Genomic DNA, 17,991 nt, shown 5'->3' with positions numbered 1-17,991 from the left:
TAAGCGAACTGTGACTAAATTAATCAAGTTTGCTCTTATCGCGTACTGCACCTTTGTCGGCGCTAGTGGCGAAGTGAGCGTACATTTTTAATGAGGTGCTGACTTCACGCTCGCGGCCAATTGGTGTCCAAGCGTCGCTGCCCTTGGCTTCCATGGCGGCGCGGCGTTTGGCGAGCTCTTCATCACTCACATCCAGCACGATGCTACGCTGGGGAATGTTAATATCAATGATGTCGCCAGGTTCAACCAAACCCACTACACCGCCACTGGCCGCCTCTGGTGAGATATGGCCGATGGATAAACCAGAAGTACCACCGGAGAAACGACCGTCGGTGATCAAAGCACATTTCTTCCCTAGGCCCATGGATTTCAGGTAAGAGGTGGGGTAGAGCATTTCTTGCATGCCGGGGCCGCCTTTGGGGCCTTCGTAGCGAATTAATACCACTTCACCAGCCTTAACCGTGCCGTTAAGAATGCCGCTTACCGCGTCGTCTTGGCTTTCAAAAATACGTGCAGGGCCTTTAAATACCAAGTTGTCATCATCCACACCGGCGGTTTTTACAATACAGCCGTCTTTGGCCAAGTTACCTTTTAGCACCGCTAAACCACCTTCTAGGCTAAAGGCGTTGTCGATGCTGCGAATACAACCTTCGGCACGGTCGTCGTCTAGTTCTTCCCAACGACAATCTTGGCTGAAAGCTTGAGTGGTGCGAATGCCCGCAGGACCTGCGCGGTAAAACTCCTTCACTGCTGGGTCTTGGGTTTGCATAATGTCCCACTTGGCTAGGGTATCGGCCAGGGTTTCACCCATGACATTGGGTTCATTGCGGTTGATTAATCCGGCGCGGTCTAGTTCACCCAATATGCCCATGATGCCACCAGCGCGGTGTACGTCTTCCATGTGATATTTATTGGTTGAAGGCGCCACTTTACATAGTTGAGGCACTTTGCGTGACAGTGCGTCCATGTGATCCATGTTGTAATCAACGCCAGCCTCTTGGGCTGCCGCTAATAGGTGTAATACGGTATTGGTTGAGCCGCCCATGGCAATGTCTAGGGTCATGGCGTTTTCAAAGGCTTGTTGGGTCGCGATAGAGCGTGGTAATACGCTGGCATCATCTTGTTGGTAGTAGCGATTACATAGGTCAACAATGCGTTTACCGGCATTTAAGAACAGTTGTTTACGGTCAGCGTGAGTGGCAAGCATTGAGCCGTTACCCGGTTGAGCAAGGCCAAGCGCTTCAGTTAAACAGTTCATCGAGTTAGCGGTGAACATGCCTGAGCAAGAGCCACAGGTTGGACAGGCGCTGCGTTCAACTTTATCGCTGTCTTCATCGGTGACGTTTTTATCGGCGCCCATGACCATGGCATCAACCAAATCGAGTTTAATCAACTGGTCACTGAGCTTGGTTTTACCCGCTTCCATGGGGCCACCAGAAACAAAAATAACCGGAATATTGAGGCGCATTGAAGCCATTAACATTCCTGGGGTGATTTTGTCACAGTTAGAAATACACACCATGGCGTCAGCACAGTGCGCGTTCACCATGTATTCTACCGAATCGGCGATTAAATCACGCGAAGGCAGGCTGTACAACATACCGCCGTGGCCCATGGCGATACCATCATCTACCGCGATGGTATTAAATTCTTTAGCAACGCCGCCTGCTTCTTCAATGGCGCCAGCTACCAACTGACCAAGATCTTTTAGGTGAACGTGGCCCGGTACAAACTGGGTGAATGAGTTCACCACGGCAATAATGGGTTTGCCGAAATCTTCTTCTTTGGTTCCTGTTGCTCGCCATAGGGCGCGCGCTCCAGCCATGTTACGGCCTTCGGTGGTGGTGGCACTTCGCAGTTTAGGCATTGCGGTTTACTCCATTAATCTGTATTTGCTAATTGTTTAGGCAAGGGCAACGTCGGGGGTCGCCACTGCTTGTAATTGTTTTAAACTGACTTGCTCAACATCGAACAGTTTCACCAATTGGCTGGTGAGATGGGCAATGGGACGCTGGCTTTGCACCTTAAGCTCAATGGTATAGCCCTTAAACTCGGGACTGCCGAACTGCTCAATTTGCATAGATTGTACTAAAAAACCACGGTGACGTGTCACTCGTAATACACGTTCTAATACATCGGCCTGATTACGTGTAGTTAGGGTCATTGAATGTTGCATTAGCAGTCCTCCATCATTTTGTCATTGGCCACACCCGGTGGCACAAGTGGCCACACGTTTTCTTCAGCATCAATTAGTACATGCAGTAGGTAGGGGCCATCGCTGTCGAGCATCCGTTGCAGGGCAGCGTGAACATCTATTTTATTACTAATGGTTTCGCCGGGAATATCAAAGGCAGAAGCCATGGTGACAAAATCTGGATTATCGTCGAGGATGGTTTCGCTAAAACGCCCATCGAAGAAGAGATTTTGCCATTGTCTCACCATGCCGAGTCGGTTGTTATCTACCAGTAAGATTTTAACTGGCAATTTAGCTCGTTTAATGGTGGTAAGCTCTTGCACATTCATCATGAAAGAGCCGTCACCCGATACCGCGATTACGGTATCGTTGGGGCGAGCAAACTGTGCGCCAATCGCCGCGGGAAGGCCAAAGCCCATGGTACCTAAGCCGGCACTAGATAAATGGTTATGTGGCCCATCAAACTGCATATGTTGGGCTACCCACATTTGATGTTGGCCTACATCACAGGCAATCACGGTATCACTGTCGATCATTTGGCTAAGCTGGTTGAGCATGGCCGGCGCAAAAATATGCTCGCCGGGATGGTCGTAGCGCCAAGCGAAGTCTTGCTTGCGCTGGGCAACCGCGGCTTGCCATGGGGCGATGTCGGTGCTGCATTTAAGCAGTGGCAAGACTTGTTTTAAGTCGCTGTCGATGGCGACATCGGGCGCGCGACGTTTGCCAAACTCACTGGCGTCGGCGTCTAGGTGAATGACCTTGGCATTGGGGGCAAAGGCTTCTAGCTTACCGGTGACGCGGTCATCGAAGCGAGCGCCTACTACGATCAGTAAATCGGTTTCCTGAATGCTTAAGTTGGCGGCTTTGGTGCCGTGCATGCCTAGCATGCCCAAGTAATAGGGCTGTTGCTCGGTGATGGCACCTATTCCCTTTAGGGTGCAAACACTTGGAATTTGGCTGCACTCTAAAAACTCGCGTAATTCTTCAACCGCATTGGCCATGCCGACGCCCCCGCCCACATAAACAGTGGGTTGTGTGGAACTGGCGATCAGTTGTTTGGCTTCGGCAATTAAAACGGGGTCGGGGGTATTTGCCGCTTTAAGGTTGGGAACATAAGTGAGGTTTTCGCTTATTTCCGCCAGTTGCACATCTTTAGGAACATCAATCAACACTGGGCCAGGACGGCCAGAGGTAGCAATCTCAAAAGCCTGCTCGATGGTGCGTTTTAGCTCTTTTACATCGGTGACCATGAAGCTGTGTTTGGTCACCGATAGAGACATGCCTAATACGTCGACTTCTTGAAAGGCATCGGTGCCGATAACCGATTGAGCAACTTGGCCGGTGATGGCGATGAGGGGAATCGAGTCGAGTTGGGCTTCGGCTAAACCAGTGACGAGGTTGGTGGCACCTGGGCCTGAAGTGGCGATACAAACACCCACCTTAATCCCTTGATTGGCGCCAGCGCGAGCATAACCTACGGCAGCCATAGCAGCACCTTGTTCATGGCGAGTTAGCATGTGTTTCACACCACCATCATAGAGCGCATCGTAGAGCGGCATAATTGCACCGCCGGGGTAACCAAAAACTTGTTCTACGCCCTGTTGTTTGAGTGTCGCGACAATTTGTTGAGCACCATTCATCGTTAGTTCCTTTCTGCCGTTAACAAAAAGCCCCCGAGCTTTGCAGCGCGGGGGCTTTTTTGTTGTTTGCTGGTTTCAGTTACAACAAGCCATCCCCGCGAGGTGATACGATAATCACCACAAGGACGACGCTAATAAGTAGAGCAACTGAAACAGACATAATTAATTCTTTCCTAAAGCAATGGCTAACAAGTATCACAGTAGAAAATGTGATTCAAGTCATTAAAACCTTGTAAAAGCTCTGCTTTTTGTTTGTTATTTGTACAGTTCTTGGTTTTTGGTGTTGATTTTTGTGTTTTGCTTGGAGTTGTGTGCTGTGAGCGATGGTTATTTGGTGATATCTACTGCATTTACAGAATTTTATTTATTAGTAAAAAGGCACATTTTTTCTTTTATTTTTGCTTTATCGCAATTTTGATGCTGTTGTCGTGGGTCGTATCGGTTTTTTTGTTAGGCTGTGTCAATGCCTATATCGGGCTTAAAGAAGGACCATAATGTTAAGGCTTAAGCTATCTTTGTGGCCAGTTTCGCTGGCTGTTTTGCTGTTGTTAACGCCGCTGACCTTAAGCGCGGCGGTGAACTTTTCTAAGGTAGCGGTGGAAGTTAACCAGCAGCGCTATGTAGTGGAGTATGCGCATACCAGTAAGCAACGTAGTAGAGGCCTTATGTATCGTGAGCAATTGTGTGAAAACTGCGGCATGCTTTTTAGATTTTCTTTTGCCAGCAAAGTCAGCATGTGGATGAAAAACACTCCCATAGATTTAGATATCGCCTTTATTAGCCCCAGTGGGGTGATTCGCGAGATCCGCAGTATGCAGGCCCATGATGAGACTAGCGTACGAGCTCAGCGAAAAACCATGTATGCCTGGGAGATGCACGCCGGATGGTTTGCCAGAAATGCTATCAAGGTTGGAGATAGTATTCGACTAAAGCCGCTAGAATAGCTTTAGGCTAGTACCAAAATTTGAGTCATATACCCAGAGAGGCCACCATGACCGAGAAAGAAAAAATGTTAGCTGGAGATTTGTATCTAGCCTTTGACGGTGAGTTAGTTGAAGAGCGAAATCAAGCCAAATCATTATGTTATGAATTAAACCTGCTGCATCCTGAAGAAGATCTCCGCGCCGAGGTGCTGGCCGAGTTATTGCCCAACAGCTTAGATCCTTGGATAGAACCGAGTTTCTTCTGCGATTACGGCTACAACATTACCACTGGTAAAAACTTCTATGCTAATCACGGTTGTGTGATTTTAGACGGCGCACCAGTGACCATTGGTGATGATGTAATGTTCGCCCCAGCGGTACATATCTCCACTGCCACCCATCCCTTAAACGCCAAGCAGCGTACCGATGGCTTAGAACGCGCCTTGCCAGTTAGCATTGGCGACCGAGTGTGGATTGGTATGGGGGCGAAAATTTTACCCGGCGTGACCATTGGCGATAATGCGGTAGTAGCGGCCGGAGCGGTAGTAGTAAAGGATGTAGCAGCTAATACGGTAGTGGCGGGCGTCCCCGCCCAGTATGTGCGCGATGTGCCAGAAGACGAGGAAAGTGCTTAGTCAAGTCTCTGTAAATTGGGGCTGAACCGCGCCTATCAATCCAATAGATATAAGCGCTTTTACATCCTCGCTGGTGAGCGTAGTCTGAAACGGTAAGCTAAACCGTGCTTGAAGGAGGCCGTATGCAGCAACTCAATGTTCGTCATTATATGAGTAAGCAGTTTTTAAAACTAACCGAGCAACAGAGCATCAACGAAGCCAGTGTGGCACTAAGCCAGTCGCATCAATTGGGTGCTCCCGTGGTAGACGCCCAGGGGAAGTTGATAGGTTGGTTGTCGGAGTTGGATTGTGTTAGTCAGCTTCTGCAGTCAGGTTATTACTGTGATCAAAGCGCCTTGGTAAAAGATCTAATGCGCCAACAGGTGCTAACCGTAGGACCCGATGAAAACGTGTTCGACTTGGCAAAGAAAATGTCGGATAACAAACCGAAAAGCTACCCAGTGGTAGAAAACGGTAAATTAGTGGGGCTAATCGAACGTAAATCGGTATTAGCGGCCCTCTATCAACAGCAACAACAGTGTTTTAACTTGAAGTAAATCAAGCTGCTGAGATATTTAGTGATGCTTTTGTCAAATAATTGACTATTATCAGAAGTGTTATTAACTATTGAGGCGCTTATGGGTTTAGCCATTGTCAATACCTGTACCCTAGTGGGCATGGAAGCCTTGGGGGTGACAGTAGAAGTGCACCTTGCCAACGGTTTGCCCGCTTTTAATATTGTTGGCCTGCCTGAAACCTCGGTCAAAGAAGCCAAAGACCGGGTACGTAGCGCCATTATTAATAGTGGTTTTTCTTTCCCCGCCAAGCGTATTACCGTTAATCTTGCTCCCGCCGATCTACCCAAAAGTGGCGGCCGCTTTGACTTGCCGATTGCGGTGGGAATTTTAGCGGCAGCCGGCGACCTACCGCTGGCTTGTTTAGCGGAAACCGCATTTTGCGGGGAGCTAGCCCTATCGGGGGCACTACGCCCGGTAAGTGGTGCTATTGCTACCGCGCTTTCTATCAGTCGCCTCGGTTTCACCTTGGTCACCAGCGAGCAAGACGCCCAAGCGGCAGTGCGAGTTCCTGACGTTAAAGTACACGCCTGTGCCAGCCTGCAGCAGTTAACCGCTAGTTTAAATGGTCAAACTCAGTTTGAACTGCTTGAGCCTGAAGCCTTTGATTATCAGCAGCCGGAGGCATTGTTGGACATGGCCGATGTACAGGGCCAGCATCTCGCTAAGCGGGCTTTAGAGTTAGCCGCAGCAGGGGCGCATAATTTATTGATGCTGGGGCCTCCTGGCACCGGAAAAACCATGTTAGCGAGCCGCTTGCCGGGCATTTTACCGGCCTTAAATGAACAACAGGCGATTGAGGTGGCGGCGATTAATTCGGTGAGCAGCCAACAGCGAGAGCTTGCACAATGGCATGTTCCGCCGTTTCGTAGCCCTCACCATAGTGCATCCATGGTGGCCTTGGTGGGAGGCGGCTCTTCGCCCAAGCCGGGAGAGATCAGTTTGGCTCATCATGGGGTGTTGTTTCTAGATGAGCTTCCCGAATTTGCGCGTACTAGCTTAGATGCCTTGCGCCAGCCCTTAGAGTCGGGCGAGGTACATATTTCGCGGGCGGCGATGCAGCTTAAATTCCCGGCTCGATTCCAGTTGGTGGCGGCGATGAATCCTTCTCCTTGTGGTTATTATCAAGGCTCGCAGTTACGCAGTAATCCAGACCAAATTTTAAAATATCTGGGGAAATTGTCAGGCCCCTTCTTAGATCGCTTCGACCTTAGTGTGGAGGTTGCCGAATTACCCAAGGGCAGTTTAAGCCAACATAGTCAGGGTGAGTCGAGCCAGTTGATCCGCCAGCGTGTGACGGCGGCGCGTCAGTTGCAAGTGCAGCGCAGCGGCAAGCTGAATAGCCAACTAAGCGGTAAGGAGCTACATCAGTTTGCGCCACTCAGCGCGGCGGACAGTGAGTTTCTGGAAAACTCTATTCATCACTTGGGCCTGTCTGCGCGGGCCTATCATCGAGTCTGGCGCTTAGCCAGAACCATTGCCGATTTAAAACAGCTTTCTCATATACAGCGCGCCGAGTTAGTGGAGGCTTTGAGTTACCGAGCAATGGACCGTCTAATGAAGCGAATTAGCCATTAGTTTCTGTGCTCTCCTGTTTGACTTTTAGCGTTTTATTACAGGACAAAAAGGCTGAGAACCGAGCTTGAAACGCTAAGTTTTATTGTAAACAATCAAGTACAACAAGATGGCGCAATAATTGTATAGCTAGTCATGTTCAATTTATTGACAGATACATACAATATTTACAACGATAACGTTTTCATAAGCTGCTGTTTTTGCAATACAATGCAAGCCCTAAAAACGGTATGCTAATTAGACAAATTTAGGTACGGCGCAAATTAATGCTCGCTAGAGCGATAACAATAACAATTAAGCAGTAAGGCCAGAGACATGGCTGTCAGGGGGTTCGCTAACAAAAACGCTAGTGTAAATGCTCTATGACGCTGCTACTTAAAGAGTGACGTTAGCCCATTTCTGTAAGGGATTGGGTTAACCAAAACAGGAAGGAAAGAACGATGATGAAATGGATGATGATAGGCATTTCTTTATTATTAGCTGCCAGCAATGCTAGCGCTAAGGATGTAAGAATTTGGTTCCAATCAGGGACTGAGTCGCAATGGATGCAATTAAGCGATCTGCAAATTCAAAATTCCGATGGTAGCCTACAAGAACGCATTGTGGCCCTCGATAGCGAAGGCAAACCTTTGTTTATGCCGCTGAGCGAGCTGGCTTTTATTCAAGCCGACAATAAATATTATTATGTTTCTACTGAATACGTTGCGGTGACCCACAGTGGAGCCAAGTTTAAGCTGCCAAGTCGAGAAGAGGGGGCAGGCATGTTTGTGGCGCGCAATGGCTATGGTGGTTACACCAGTTTTGATTACTCGGCGCTGCGTCGAATTATTTTCCAATAAACGCTCATCTTGGCCAGAAGAAATCGGTAAGGCTTGCTTAAAACCCATAAGCAGCACTTTTTAAAGCGGTTTTTTCTGGCACAATACTAGGCTGCTCAGGTGTAAGGAACAGCCTTCTTGTTATATTTATATCAAAGTAACCATCTCGATACCCTGCAAGTCTTGCTGAGTCGGGTTATGGCTTTACAAGCTCCCGCCGATCCCTTCGTTGAACAACAGGTTCTGGTACAAAGCCCCGGCATGGCCCAGTGGCTAAAACTGCAACTTGCCGAACAGCAGGGCATTGTGGCTAATGTCAGTTTCCCATTGCCTGCCAGTTTCATCTGGCAAATGTTTCACTTGGTGCTACAGGATGTGCCCGAGCAAAGCCCCTTTAATAAACAAGCGATGACTTGGCGTTTAATGCGCTTATTACCGCAGCGTCTGCTGCAAGCAGAATTTAAAGGTTTACAAGATTATTTACAGGGTGAGCAGCAAGCAATTGAAAGCCGTAAGCTCTGGCAGTTGGCGCAAAAAATTGCCGATATTTATGACCAATATTTAGTATATCGCAGCGAGTGGACCAGCGCTTGGGAAGCTGGTGATGACCTTAGCGAGGTGAGTGCTAGCCAGCCTTGGCAACCCATATTATGGCGCGATTTGGTTGATGATACGGTTAGCACCATGGACTCGGCCTACCACCGTGGCAATTTATACATCGACTTTATTGAACAATTGGCACTAGCTAAGCAAGCACCGGAAGGGCTGCCCGAAAACATTTTTGTGTTTGGCATTTCGGCGCTACCTCCGGCCTATCTGCAAGCCTTGGATGCCATGGCTAAACATTGCGATGTGCATTTATTCTTAACCAATCCCTCCAAGTATTACTGGGGCGACCTGCGTGATGTGACCACCTTGCTTAGCCAGCAGGCAGAATTACACCAAGTAGGCAACCCGCTGTTAGCCTCCATGGGTAAACTGGGCCGTGATTATATTGAAATGCTGCAGCCGCTGAATAAGCAAGAAACCGACGTTTTTGTTTCCAATTGCGATGCCGATGATAAGCCTTCAAGGCTGTTGGGCTTGATTCAAGATGACATCTTAGAGCTGCGCGACCCGGTTGATTACCAGCGTTACGATTCCAGCGAGCACAAGCGGGTGATCTCAGCAGCCGATCAAAGTGTGCAGCTGCACTTGTGCCATAGCCCACGGCGAGAATTAGAAGTATTGCACGACCAACTGTTGGCGATGTTTGAGCAAGACAGCAGCTTGAGTCCGCGTGATGTGATTGTAATGGTGCCGGATGTGAACCGTTATGGGCCGATGATTCAGGCGGTGTTTGGCAGTGCTAGCGCAGAAACCTACTTGCCCTTTGCCATTTCCGATCGCTCGGTGACTCAAGAGAATCCGGTACTGTTGAGTTTTCTCGAGCTTTTGGCCTTGCCGCAAAAACGTAAATCGGCGGCAGAAATTTTAGCCCTGTTAGAGGTGCCGGCGATTATGCGCCGCTTTGAGCTAAGTGATGCTGAGCTGAAAGTATTACGCCAATGGGTTAAAGAAGCGGGTGTGCGTTGGGGCTTAGATGGGGCAGATCGCAGTCGCTGGCTAGCTCCCGATGAAGAAACGCACTCTTGGTTATTTGGCTTAAAACGAATGTTGCTGGGTTACGCCATGTCTAGCCAGCAGGGTTTGTATCAAGGCGTGCTGGCTTATGATGAAGTGCAGGGGCAAATGGCCTTGGCGGTGGGTAAGCTGGCGGATTTTATCGAGCAATTGTTACAGCTAGAGCAAGATATTTTGCAGCCTGCTAGTGCTGCACAATGGCGCTTGAACCTGCAGAGCCTATTGGACAACATGTATCAGTTTTCCAGTGAGGATGAAGCCGAATACCTGCGCTTGTTAACGCTGTTTGAAGAGCTGCAGGAGCAGTCAAGTAACAGCGGTTTTGTTGATGATATAGAGCCCGAATTGGTGCTTGATTATTGCTCCATGCAACTCAACGCCCAGCGTGGCAGCCAACGCTTCTTAGCCGGACAAATTAACTTTTGTACGCTGCTACCGATGCGCGCCATTCCCTTTAAGGTGGTGTGTTTATTAGGCATGAACGACAGCGACTATCCGCGTAGTGTGCCTAGCATGGGTTTTGATTTAATGGCGCAAAATCCGGCTAAACGCGGTGATAGAAGCCGCCGTGATGATGACCGTTATTTGTTTTTAGAAGCCTTATTGGCAGCGCAGCAACGCCTGTATCTGTCTTATATTGCCCATAGCGCCAAGGATAATAGCGAGCAAACGCCTTCGGTATTATTGGCTGAACTGTGTGACTATATTGCGCAAAGTTGTGTATTAGCTGGCGATGAGGCGCTTGATGTGGACAGCTCCGGTCAGCGTTTGTTAGCCCACTTAAGTCATCAGCATCCCTTGCAGCCCTTCTCACCCTTGTATTACCAGTCTAATGAGGCGCTATTTAGTTATGCTCAGCGCTGGTTGCCTGCGGTATTAGCGCAGCAGCAGAGTGCGCTTGCGCCCGATGTTCGGCAAAGCCTAGAGCAACAAAGTGATTTAACTGAGTTGAGCATGGAGGAATTACTAGCCTTTAGCCGCTCGCCCATTGCGTATTTCTATCAGCGGCGGCTTAAAGTGAACTTTCCGCGCTTGAGTGAACAACTCGAAGAGACCGAGCCCTTTTTAGTAGAAGGGCTATCGGCCTATTCCATGAAGCAGTATTTACTGCAACAGCAATTGGCGGAGGCCGATAAACAGCAACAGTTTGAGCATTTACATGCTGCGGGCGCCTTGCCCCACGGTGGCTTTGGCCAAGTGTGGTTTGAGCAGCAGTGGCAAGAACTCAGTGGTTTAGCTCAGCAGTTACAGCCACTGTTGGCCAGCGGAGCGATGGAGGCGCAGGCGCTGAACTGCCAGCTGCAGTATGTCCATGAGCAGCAACGCTTAGACTGCCGTTTGTCGGCTTGGCTTAAGCATCGTTATGCAGCGGGTTTAGTCAGTTATCGACCGGGGCGTTTGCGTGGCCAAGACTTGCTAGCCAGTTGGTTATGGCACTTGATGTTGCATGCCACCGGGGCTAGCTCTCGCTCCTATTTATTGGGCCTGAAAGAGGCTTGGCAATGGCCACCTATGGCCGCTACAGATGCGCAAGCTTGCTTGAGTGATTGGTTGATGTATATGCAACAAGCGGCCCAACAGCCGCTGTTATTACCGGTAGAGAGTGCTTGGCAATGGATTAGCCAATGCAAGGATAAAAAGAGCGGTGAAATCAGCTTTGACGAGGATAATCTAGCTAAGGCGCGCCGCGCCGCGCGCTTACAGTTTGCTGGTGGGCCTTTTACCCGAGCCGAAGGTGATGACCCCTATATTCAGGCTCAGCTTAGTGATTTAGAAAACACTTGGCCGGAGTTTGAGCAAGCCGCCAAGGTCTTGCTAGAGCCAATGTTGGTACACTTGGAGGCCTATAGTGATGACTGAGTTAACTCAAAGCCAAGTGGAGCAACTGGAGCCCTTAGCGTTTCCGCTTAATGGTGCCAGACTCATCGAGGCCAGCGCTGGCACTGGCAAAACCTATACCATTAGCGCCTTGGTATTACGCTTACTGCTTGGCCATCAGCGCCAGTTTGAACAGGGCTTTGCGGTGGCTGGGCTGTTGCAGCCTCTGAGCATAGAGCAAATCTTAGTGGTGACCTTTACCGAGGCGGCGACGCAGGAGCTGCGCGGACGCATTCGTCAGCGTATTCATCAGGCGCGGGTGGCTTTTTTACGCGGCCAAAGCGACGATGAGTTTATCGCTCAGTTACTTGTTGAGGTGAGCGATCACTCACTGGCTGCGCAGCGCTTGCTGCTAGCTGAGCAAAACATGGATCAGGCGGCGGTATTCACCATTCATGGTTTTTGCCAGCGCATGCTAAAACAGCACGCCTTTGAAAGCGGCCAAGCCTTTGAAATGGAGTTTTTGAGCAACGAAATCCATTTGCGCTTACAGGCGGTGCAAGACTGCTGGCGGCAACGTTTTTATCCTTTGTCGGTGCCCTTGATTAGCCGCGTAGTGCAATGCTGGACCAGTCCTCAGCTCTTGCATCAAGAACTGAGTGCTTTGCTTAATCAAAGTGATTTCGATTTACAAGGCGTGCCAAGCGAAACCGATCTAGAAAGCTTTTTTGCTCAGCAAATCGCCCGCATTGACGAGTTTAAGCAATGCTGGCGCGTAGCTTCTACTGAAGTTGCCGAGCTGATTGCTCAGGCCCCCTTAAATGGTAATAAATTCCGTAAGGCCTCGGTGGCCAAATGGTTAGGCTTAATCGATCAGTTTGCCAAGAGCCCCACCGACAGCGATTATCTGGCCAAAGATTTGCTGGAGGCCCTGCAAAAATTTACTCCAGAAAATTTGGCCCAAGGAGTGAAAGCCAAGGCGCAGCCGCCGCAGCATGGTGCTTTTGACGCGATTGAGCAGTTGTTGGACGGCCAGCAAAACATTAAAAGCTTGTTGTTGGCTCAGCTCTTGCCGCAGATCCGAGAGCGTTTCGCCCAATTAAAACAGCAACAACAGCTACTCAGTTTTGATGACTTGCTCAGCGGCTTGGCGCAAGCCTTGGCCGCGCCTCAGGGAGAAAACTTAGCGGCGCAAATTACCGATTTATATCCGGTGGCGATGATCGATGAATTTCAAGATACCGATCCTCAGCAATATCAAATATTTTCTACCTTGTACTTAGAGCGTCCCGATACGGCGCTGTTTCTGATTGGTGACCCTAAGCAGGCGATTTACGGCTTTCGTGGCGCCGACATCTTTACCTATATGCAGGCGCGCCAGCGAGTGAGTGCTCGCTACAATTTGCCGACAAACTGGCGCTCTAGTGGCGCCATGGTGGCGGCCTGTAATCATCTGTTCCAGTGGCATGCTCGGCCGTTTATTTTCGACCAAGCAATACAGTTTATTCCGGTAAGCGCCGCCAAGCAGCAGATGAAAGGCTTACAATTGCGCGGTGAAGTTCAGCCAGCCATGCAATTTATCTATCAGCAAGATGATGGCTTTGTACGTTCAGAAGATTACCTGAATGGTCAAGCGGGCGAGTGCGCTCAGCAGATCCAACGCTTGCTGGAAGCAGGCGAGCGGGGTGAGGCCACTTTAGGGGATAAGGCCAAGCCGGTGCAAGCGGGGGATATCGCGGTATTGGTGCGCACCCGCCGCGAAGGGGATAAGGTGGCCGCGGCCTTAGCCAAGCAAAACATTGCTAGCGTCAGTTTATCTAATCGTGACAGCGTCTTTGCCAGCGGCGAAGCCTATCAGTTTTACTTGCAGTTATTGGCCTGTCAGGAGCCGCAGAATGACCGTAAGCTGCGGGCGGCGCTAGCCTGTAAGTTATTGGGTTTAAGTTTAGCGGAGTTAGAGCAGCTGAATACTGATGAGCGCTGTTGGCAGCGTTATTCCATGGAATACAGCGGCTATCAAAAGTTGTGGCGTAGCCAAGGTGTATTGGCGATGTTTTATGCGTGGATGAGCCAGCGTGGCATTAGCGAGCGCTGGCTAAGCCAAGCCGATAATTATGGTGAGCGCTTACTGACCAACCTGATGCACCTCGCGGAATTACTGCAAAACCAAAGCGCCGAGCTAGACGGTGAAGCTGCTTTGATGCGTTGGTTAGCCGAGCAACTACTTGAGCCAGACGGCAATGCCGAAGAGCAGCAGTTGCGTTTAGAAAGTGATGCCAACTTGGTACAAATTATTACCATTCATAAGAGTAAGGGCTTGGAATATCCGATAGTGATGCTGCCTTTTATGGTGGCGCATCGCGAAGCTAGCGAAGCCTTATATCATCAGGATGAACGTTTGGTATTTGACCTAGATGGTAGTGAGGCGGCCATGGAAGCGGCTCGTCAAGAGCGGCTAGCCGAAGATTTACGTTTGCTGTATGTGGCCTTAACTCGAGCAGTTTATTGTTGTTATATCGGCGTGGCCGATTTGAAAAAAGGCAATGCAAAAAAGGGCGATACCGATGTACACCAAAGCGCCTTAGGTTACCTGCTGCAAAAAAATCAGCCGCAACCGGCTGGCGGCTTGGCCAAGATTTTAGACGACTTGAGTGAGCACCCGGCGATTAGTTGGCGAGCGCTTAGCGAGCAAACGTTAGCCCCTTATCAAGCAGGCAGCCAAGAGCAGCAAGAGTATAAAGCCCGGAGTTTTGGGGCTTCTTTACAACGCAATTGGTGGTTAACTAGTTATTCGGCCTTGAGTCGTCACCAAGCTCACCAACAAGGGTTTGATGCCAGTCGCGACATGGTCTGGCTGGATGAAGCCGAAGTGGGCCAAGCGCCGAGTGAGGCGCTGCTTGAGCCGCAAGCGCTGAGCATTTTTGATTTTCCACGCGGTGCGGAAGCGGGCACCTTCTTACACCGCTTATTTGAAGAAATTGATTTTCAAGCCAGCGAGTCGCAAATTCATCAGCGCTTAGCGCCCTTATTACAGGCTTCCAGTTATGCCCAGTTAAACGAGGCCGGAGAGTTGCTGTGGCTGCAGCCCTTAACCCGGATGTTTCAGCAAGTTTGTGCTTGCCCGCTGAGCGATGGTGGGCGAGTTAGCGAGTATAGCTTGCAGCACTTAAGCGCTCAGCAGTGCTTGGTAGAGATGGAGTTTTTACTGCCAATTAGCCAGCTGGAAGCCGCTCCGCTTAATCGCTTGATTCGCCATTATGACCCGCTGAGTCGACAGGCTCGGGCCTTAGATTTTGCCATGGTGAAGGGCATGTTAAAGGGTTTCATTGATTTGGTATTCCAACATCAAGGGCGCTATTACGTGCTGGACTATAAGTCGAATTATTTAGGTGACGAGGTGGAAGACTATCAGCAAGAGGCGATGCGCGAAGCGATGGTAGCGCACCGTTATGATTTTCAATACCAGCTCTACAGCCTGGCCTTGCACCGCTGGTTGGGGCAACGCTTGGCAAATTATGATTATGAGCAACATTTTGGTGGCGTGTATTACCTGTTTCTGCGCGGCATGAGTGGCCCCCAAACGCCAAAGCAGCAGAACCCGTTCGGGGTTTATTTCAGTCGTCCCGAGGCCGAGTTTATTGAGGCGCTGGATGGGCTGTTTGCCGGTCAGGCGGAGTTTGAACACTTGTTGGAAAATACTGCTGAGGAGGGGGAGCATGAATAGCCTAAAGCCTAAGGCTAGCCCTAGTTTGGCGTGGTTGGCGCAGCTTAAGCAGCGCGGTTTAATTTCTGCCTTGGATTATCACTTTGCCGCCAGTTTTGCTGATAGCGAGCAGGCCGAAGCCTTAATGGTTGCTGCGGCCTTGCTGAGCGCCGAGCTGAATGCCGGTCATATCTGTATCGACATGCCAAGTTTGGCACGCCGCTGTCAGCAGTGGCCGCTCTGCCCACGGGCGGAGTATCAGCAGGCCGATTATTGGTTAGCGCTGTTGCAGCACTTTGCCGAGGTGCAACAAGCAGATGCAGAGCCGCAAGCTCCTATGGAGGCGAGTGCTAAACCCTTGGTATTACAGTATGGCCGTTTATACCTGCATCGATATTGGTTTTATGAGCGCCAAATTGCCCATTACTTTGCGCAAACTCAGCCATTGGAAGCCTATCCCGTGGAGCAGGTGGCGCACTATATTCAACAGCTATTTAAACCTGACTGGCAGAGTTTGCTTTCGCTAAAGCAAAGCTATGCTCCTGCTCAGATCGGCCAGTATGCCCAGCAGTATTTGGATGTGGTTGATGCCAACAGCTTGAGTGAGCAAAGCTTGCAACACTTGTTAGAGATTGACCAACCGCAAAGCCTGGCTGCTTGGGTGGCGGATTTGCCACCGAGTTTGCGAATTAACTGGCAACAGTTGGCAGCGATTCAAGCCTGTTATCAGCCACGCTTAGTGATTAGTGGTGGCCCCGGTACCGGTAAAACCACCACCGTGACTCGCTTACTGGCTTTACTTCAGGAATTACAGTTGGCAGTGAGTAAACCCTTACTGACCATCCGTTTGGTGGCACCCACCGGTAAGGCGGCGGCGCGTTTAAGTGAATCGATCATTGGTGCTAAGGGGCAACTACATTGTAGTGAGCAGGCGCGCGCCAGTATTCCAGAGCAGGCTTCTACCATACATCGACTGTTAGGCGTGATCCCTGGGCGAGCCGAGTTTCGTCACCATGCCGACAATCCACTCAACCTAGATATGTTGGTGGTAGACGAGGCGTCGATGATCGACATGCCGCTCATGTTTAAGTTATTGCAGGCCCTGCCTAAACAGGCGCGGCTAATTTTATTGGGCGATAAAGACCAGTTGGCTTCGGTGGAGGCGGGCGCGGTATTGGGTGATTTATGTCGTTTTATCGACCATGGCTACAGTGCCCAGCTGGTGGAATATTTACAGCGAAGCAGTGGCTTTGCCTTAGCCGCCTATACCAGTGACCAGCCCTTGGCGATTGCCGATAAGCTGTGTTTATTGCGCAAGAGCTACCGTTTTGCTGCGCACTCGGGTATTGGCCAATTGGCACAGGCGGTCAATCAGGGACGTTCCGAACAAGCCTTACAACTACTTGATGGTGAATACAGCGATCTTCGCCATCAGCCGCTCAATCAGCAATCTTACCAAGATTTAATTAGCGAGGCGGTGCAAGCCTACCGACCCTACCTCGAGGCACTTAAGCAAGGCTTAGCCATGGAGCAAGTCTTTGCTCACTTTCATAATTTTCAGTTGTTGTTGGCGTTGCGCCAAGGAGAGCTCGGGGTAAGCGGGCTTAATCAGCGTATTGAAGCGCTCTTACATGCTCAAGGGCTGATTAATCGACCTTCCCAAGATACTAGCCTTTGGTATGCTGGGCGGCCGGTAATGATTGAACAAAATGATCATGAGCAGCAGTTATATAACGGTGATATTGGGATCTGTGCCATTGATCAACAAGGTCAGCTGATGGTGGTATTTGAGTCGGCCGATGGCCTGCGTTGGCTCTTGCCCAGCCGCTTGCCAGCCCACCAGAGTGTGTATGCGATGACGGTGCACAAGAGCCAGGGCAGTGAGTTTAAACAGGTGGCGATGTTATTGCCGCCGACAGCCCAAGGTTTGGTTAACCGTGAATTATTGTATACCGCTATTACCCGAGCCAAATCGGCGTTTAGCCTTTATGCCGATGCCGACAGTATTATCATGGCCTGTCGTAATAAAACCCAGCGCCGCTCTGGTTTGGTGGAGAGCCTACAACAGCCTTAGCTTTTACGCTGTTTCATGTATTGCTGAAATAGCTTATGAATGCCATGTAAAAATTCGATATCAGCCGCTTCTGCCCCAAGCATCTCGTCAACAAAGCGGATGCTACTGGCGGGCACGGGTGGGCCTTTTACTCGGTCGCGTTCGGTTTGGCTAAGTGGCAGCAGATATACCACGCTTAAATCTAGCGCCTTGGCGATCCTAAATAGTTCTAGTTGGCTAAAACCGGCGTTGCCATCTCTGTCGAGTTTATTGTAAAGGGCTGTCTTAGAGATCCCGCTTAGCTTGGCCAATTGGTGGCGATTGAGAGAGCAATAGGCCATGATGCCTTCTATTCTGTCAATTTGCATGCTGCGGTACTCGCGTTCACTGATGTCGGCGAATTCAAAACTGCCTACGGGTAGATTATTAGGCTTGGTGTTATTCATGCATTTCCT

General features: G+C 50.0%; 12 protein-coding genes. 8 read left to right on the top strand and 4 right to left on the bottom strand.

The annotated features are described in order from the left end of the window. Window positions 1-19: 19 nt before the first annotated feature. Genes ilvD through ilvG form a run of 3 tightly spaced genes read right to left on the bottom strand, consistent with a single transcriptional unit; the run spans window position 20 to window position 3,834 of the window. Window positions 20-1,867, bottom strand: coding sequence for a dihydroxy-acid dehydratase (ilvD, locus tag AR383_RS10270; RefSeq protein WP_055733044.1), 1,848 nt, complete (start codon window positions 1,865-1,867; stop codon window positions 20-22). 36 nt (window positions 1,868-1,903) lie between these two features. Further along, window positions 1,904-2,176 (bottom strand): acetolactate synthase 2 small subunit, encoded by a 273-nt coding sequence (gene ilvM / locus AR383_RS10265; protein WP_055733043.1) that lies wholly within the window; start codon window positions 2,174-2,176, stop codon window positions 1,904-1,906. Then, entirely contained in the window at window positions 2,176-3,834 is a 1,659-nt protein-coding gene (ilvG, locus tag AR383_RS10260) for an acetolactate synthase 2 catalytic subunit (RefSeq protein ID WP_055733042.1), read from the bottom strand. The genes ilvM and ilvG overlap by 1 nt, the downstream gene beginning before the upstream one ends. Before the next feature lie 494 nt (window positions 3,835-4,328). On the opposite strand from ilvG, the gene AR383_RS10255 reads away from it, so the two are divergent. The 8 genes from AR383_RS10255 (at window position 4,329) to recD (ending at window position 17,557) form a co-directional block, all read left to right on the top strand. After that, window positions 4,329-4,778, top strand: a complete 450-nt coding sequence (locus tag AR383_RS10255; RefSeq protein WP_083481571.1) for a DUF192 domain-containing protein — start codon at window positions 4,329-4,331, stop codon at window positions 4,776-4,778. A gap of 47 nt (window positions 4,779-4,825) precedes the next feature. Further along, the gene (locus AR383_RS10250) at window positions 4,826-5,392 is read left to right on the top strand and encodes a maltose acetyltransferase domain-containing protein (RefSeq protein WP_055733041.1); all 567 of its coding nucleotides are present in this window, start codon (window positions 4,826-4,828) and stop codon (window positions 5,390-5,392) included. Window positions 5,393-5,514: 122 nt separating this feature from the next. Then, a complete protein-coding gene (locus tag AR383_RS10245) occupies window positions 5,515-5,928 on the top strand; it encodes a CBS domain-containing protein (RefSeq protein WP_055733040.1) in 414 nt (137 codons plus the stop codon). An 81-nt stretch (window positions 5,929-6,009) separates the two neighbouring features. Next, window positions 6,010-7,524, top strand: coding sequence for a YifB family Mg chelatase-like AAA ATPase (locus tag AR383_RS10240; RefSeq protein WP_055733039.1), 1,515 nt, complete (start codon window positions 6,010-6,012; stop codon window positions 7,522-7,524). A 437-nt stretch (window positions 7,525-7,961) separates the two neighbouring features. After that, a complete protein-coding gene (locus AR383_RS10235; protein ID WP_055733038.1) occupies window positions 7,962-8,360 on the top strand; it encodes a hypothetical protein in 399 nt (132 codons plus the stop codon). 117 nt (window positions 8,361-8,477) lie between these two features. After that, window positions 8,478-11,822, top strand: a complete 3,345-nt coding sequence (gene recC / locus AR383_RS10230) for an exodeoxyribonuclease V subunit gamma (RefSeq protein WP_055733037.1) — start codon at window positions 8,478-8,480, stop codon at window positions 11,820-11,822. Beyond that, window positions 11,815-15,504 carry an exodeoxyribonuclease V subunit beta gene (recB, locus tag AR383_RS10225; RefSeq protein ID WP_055733036.1) on the top strand — a complete coding sequence of 1,230 codons (3,690 nt, stop codon included), beginning with the start codon at window positions 11,815-11,817 and terminating at the stop codon, window positions 15,502-15,504. The genes recC and recB overlap by 8 nt, the downstream gene beginning before the upstream one ends. Then, window positions 15,497-17,557: an exodeoxyribonuclease V subunit alpha gene (gene recD / locus AR383_RS10220; protein ID WP_055733035.1), complete on the top strand. Its 2,061-nt coding sequence runs from the start codon at window positions 15,497-15,499 to the stop codon at window positions 17,555-17,557. Before recB ends, recD begins: the two co-directional genes overlap by 8 nt. Here the strand turns inward: recD and AR383_RS10215 are convergent. Further along, window positions 17,554-17,982, bottom strand: coding sequence for a helix-turn-helix domain-containing protein (locus AR383_RS10215; protein ID WP_055733034.1), 429 nt, complete (start codon window positions 17,980-17,982; stop codon window positions 17,554-17,556). The two genes, recD and AR383_RS10215, sit on opposite strands and share 4 nt — an antisense overlap. Window positions 17,983-17,991 lie beyond the last annotated feature (9 nt).

It is taken from the genome of Agarivorans gilvus, assembly GCF_001420915.1.
Classification (GTDB): domain Bacteria; phylum Pseudomonadota; class Gammaproteobacteria; order Enterobacterales; family Celerinatantimonadaceae; genus Agarivorans; species Agarivorans gilvus.
This window is presented reverse-complemented; position numbering and strand designations above follow the sequence as displayed.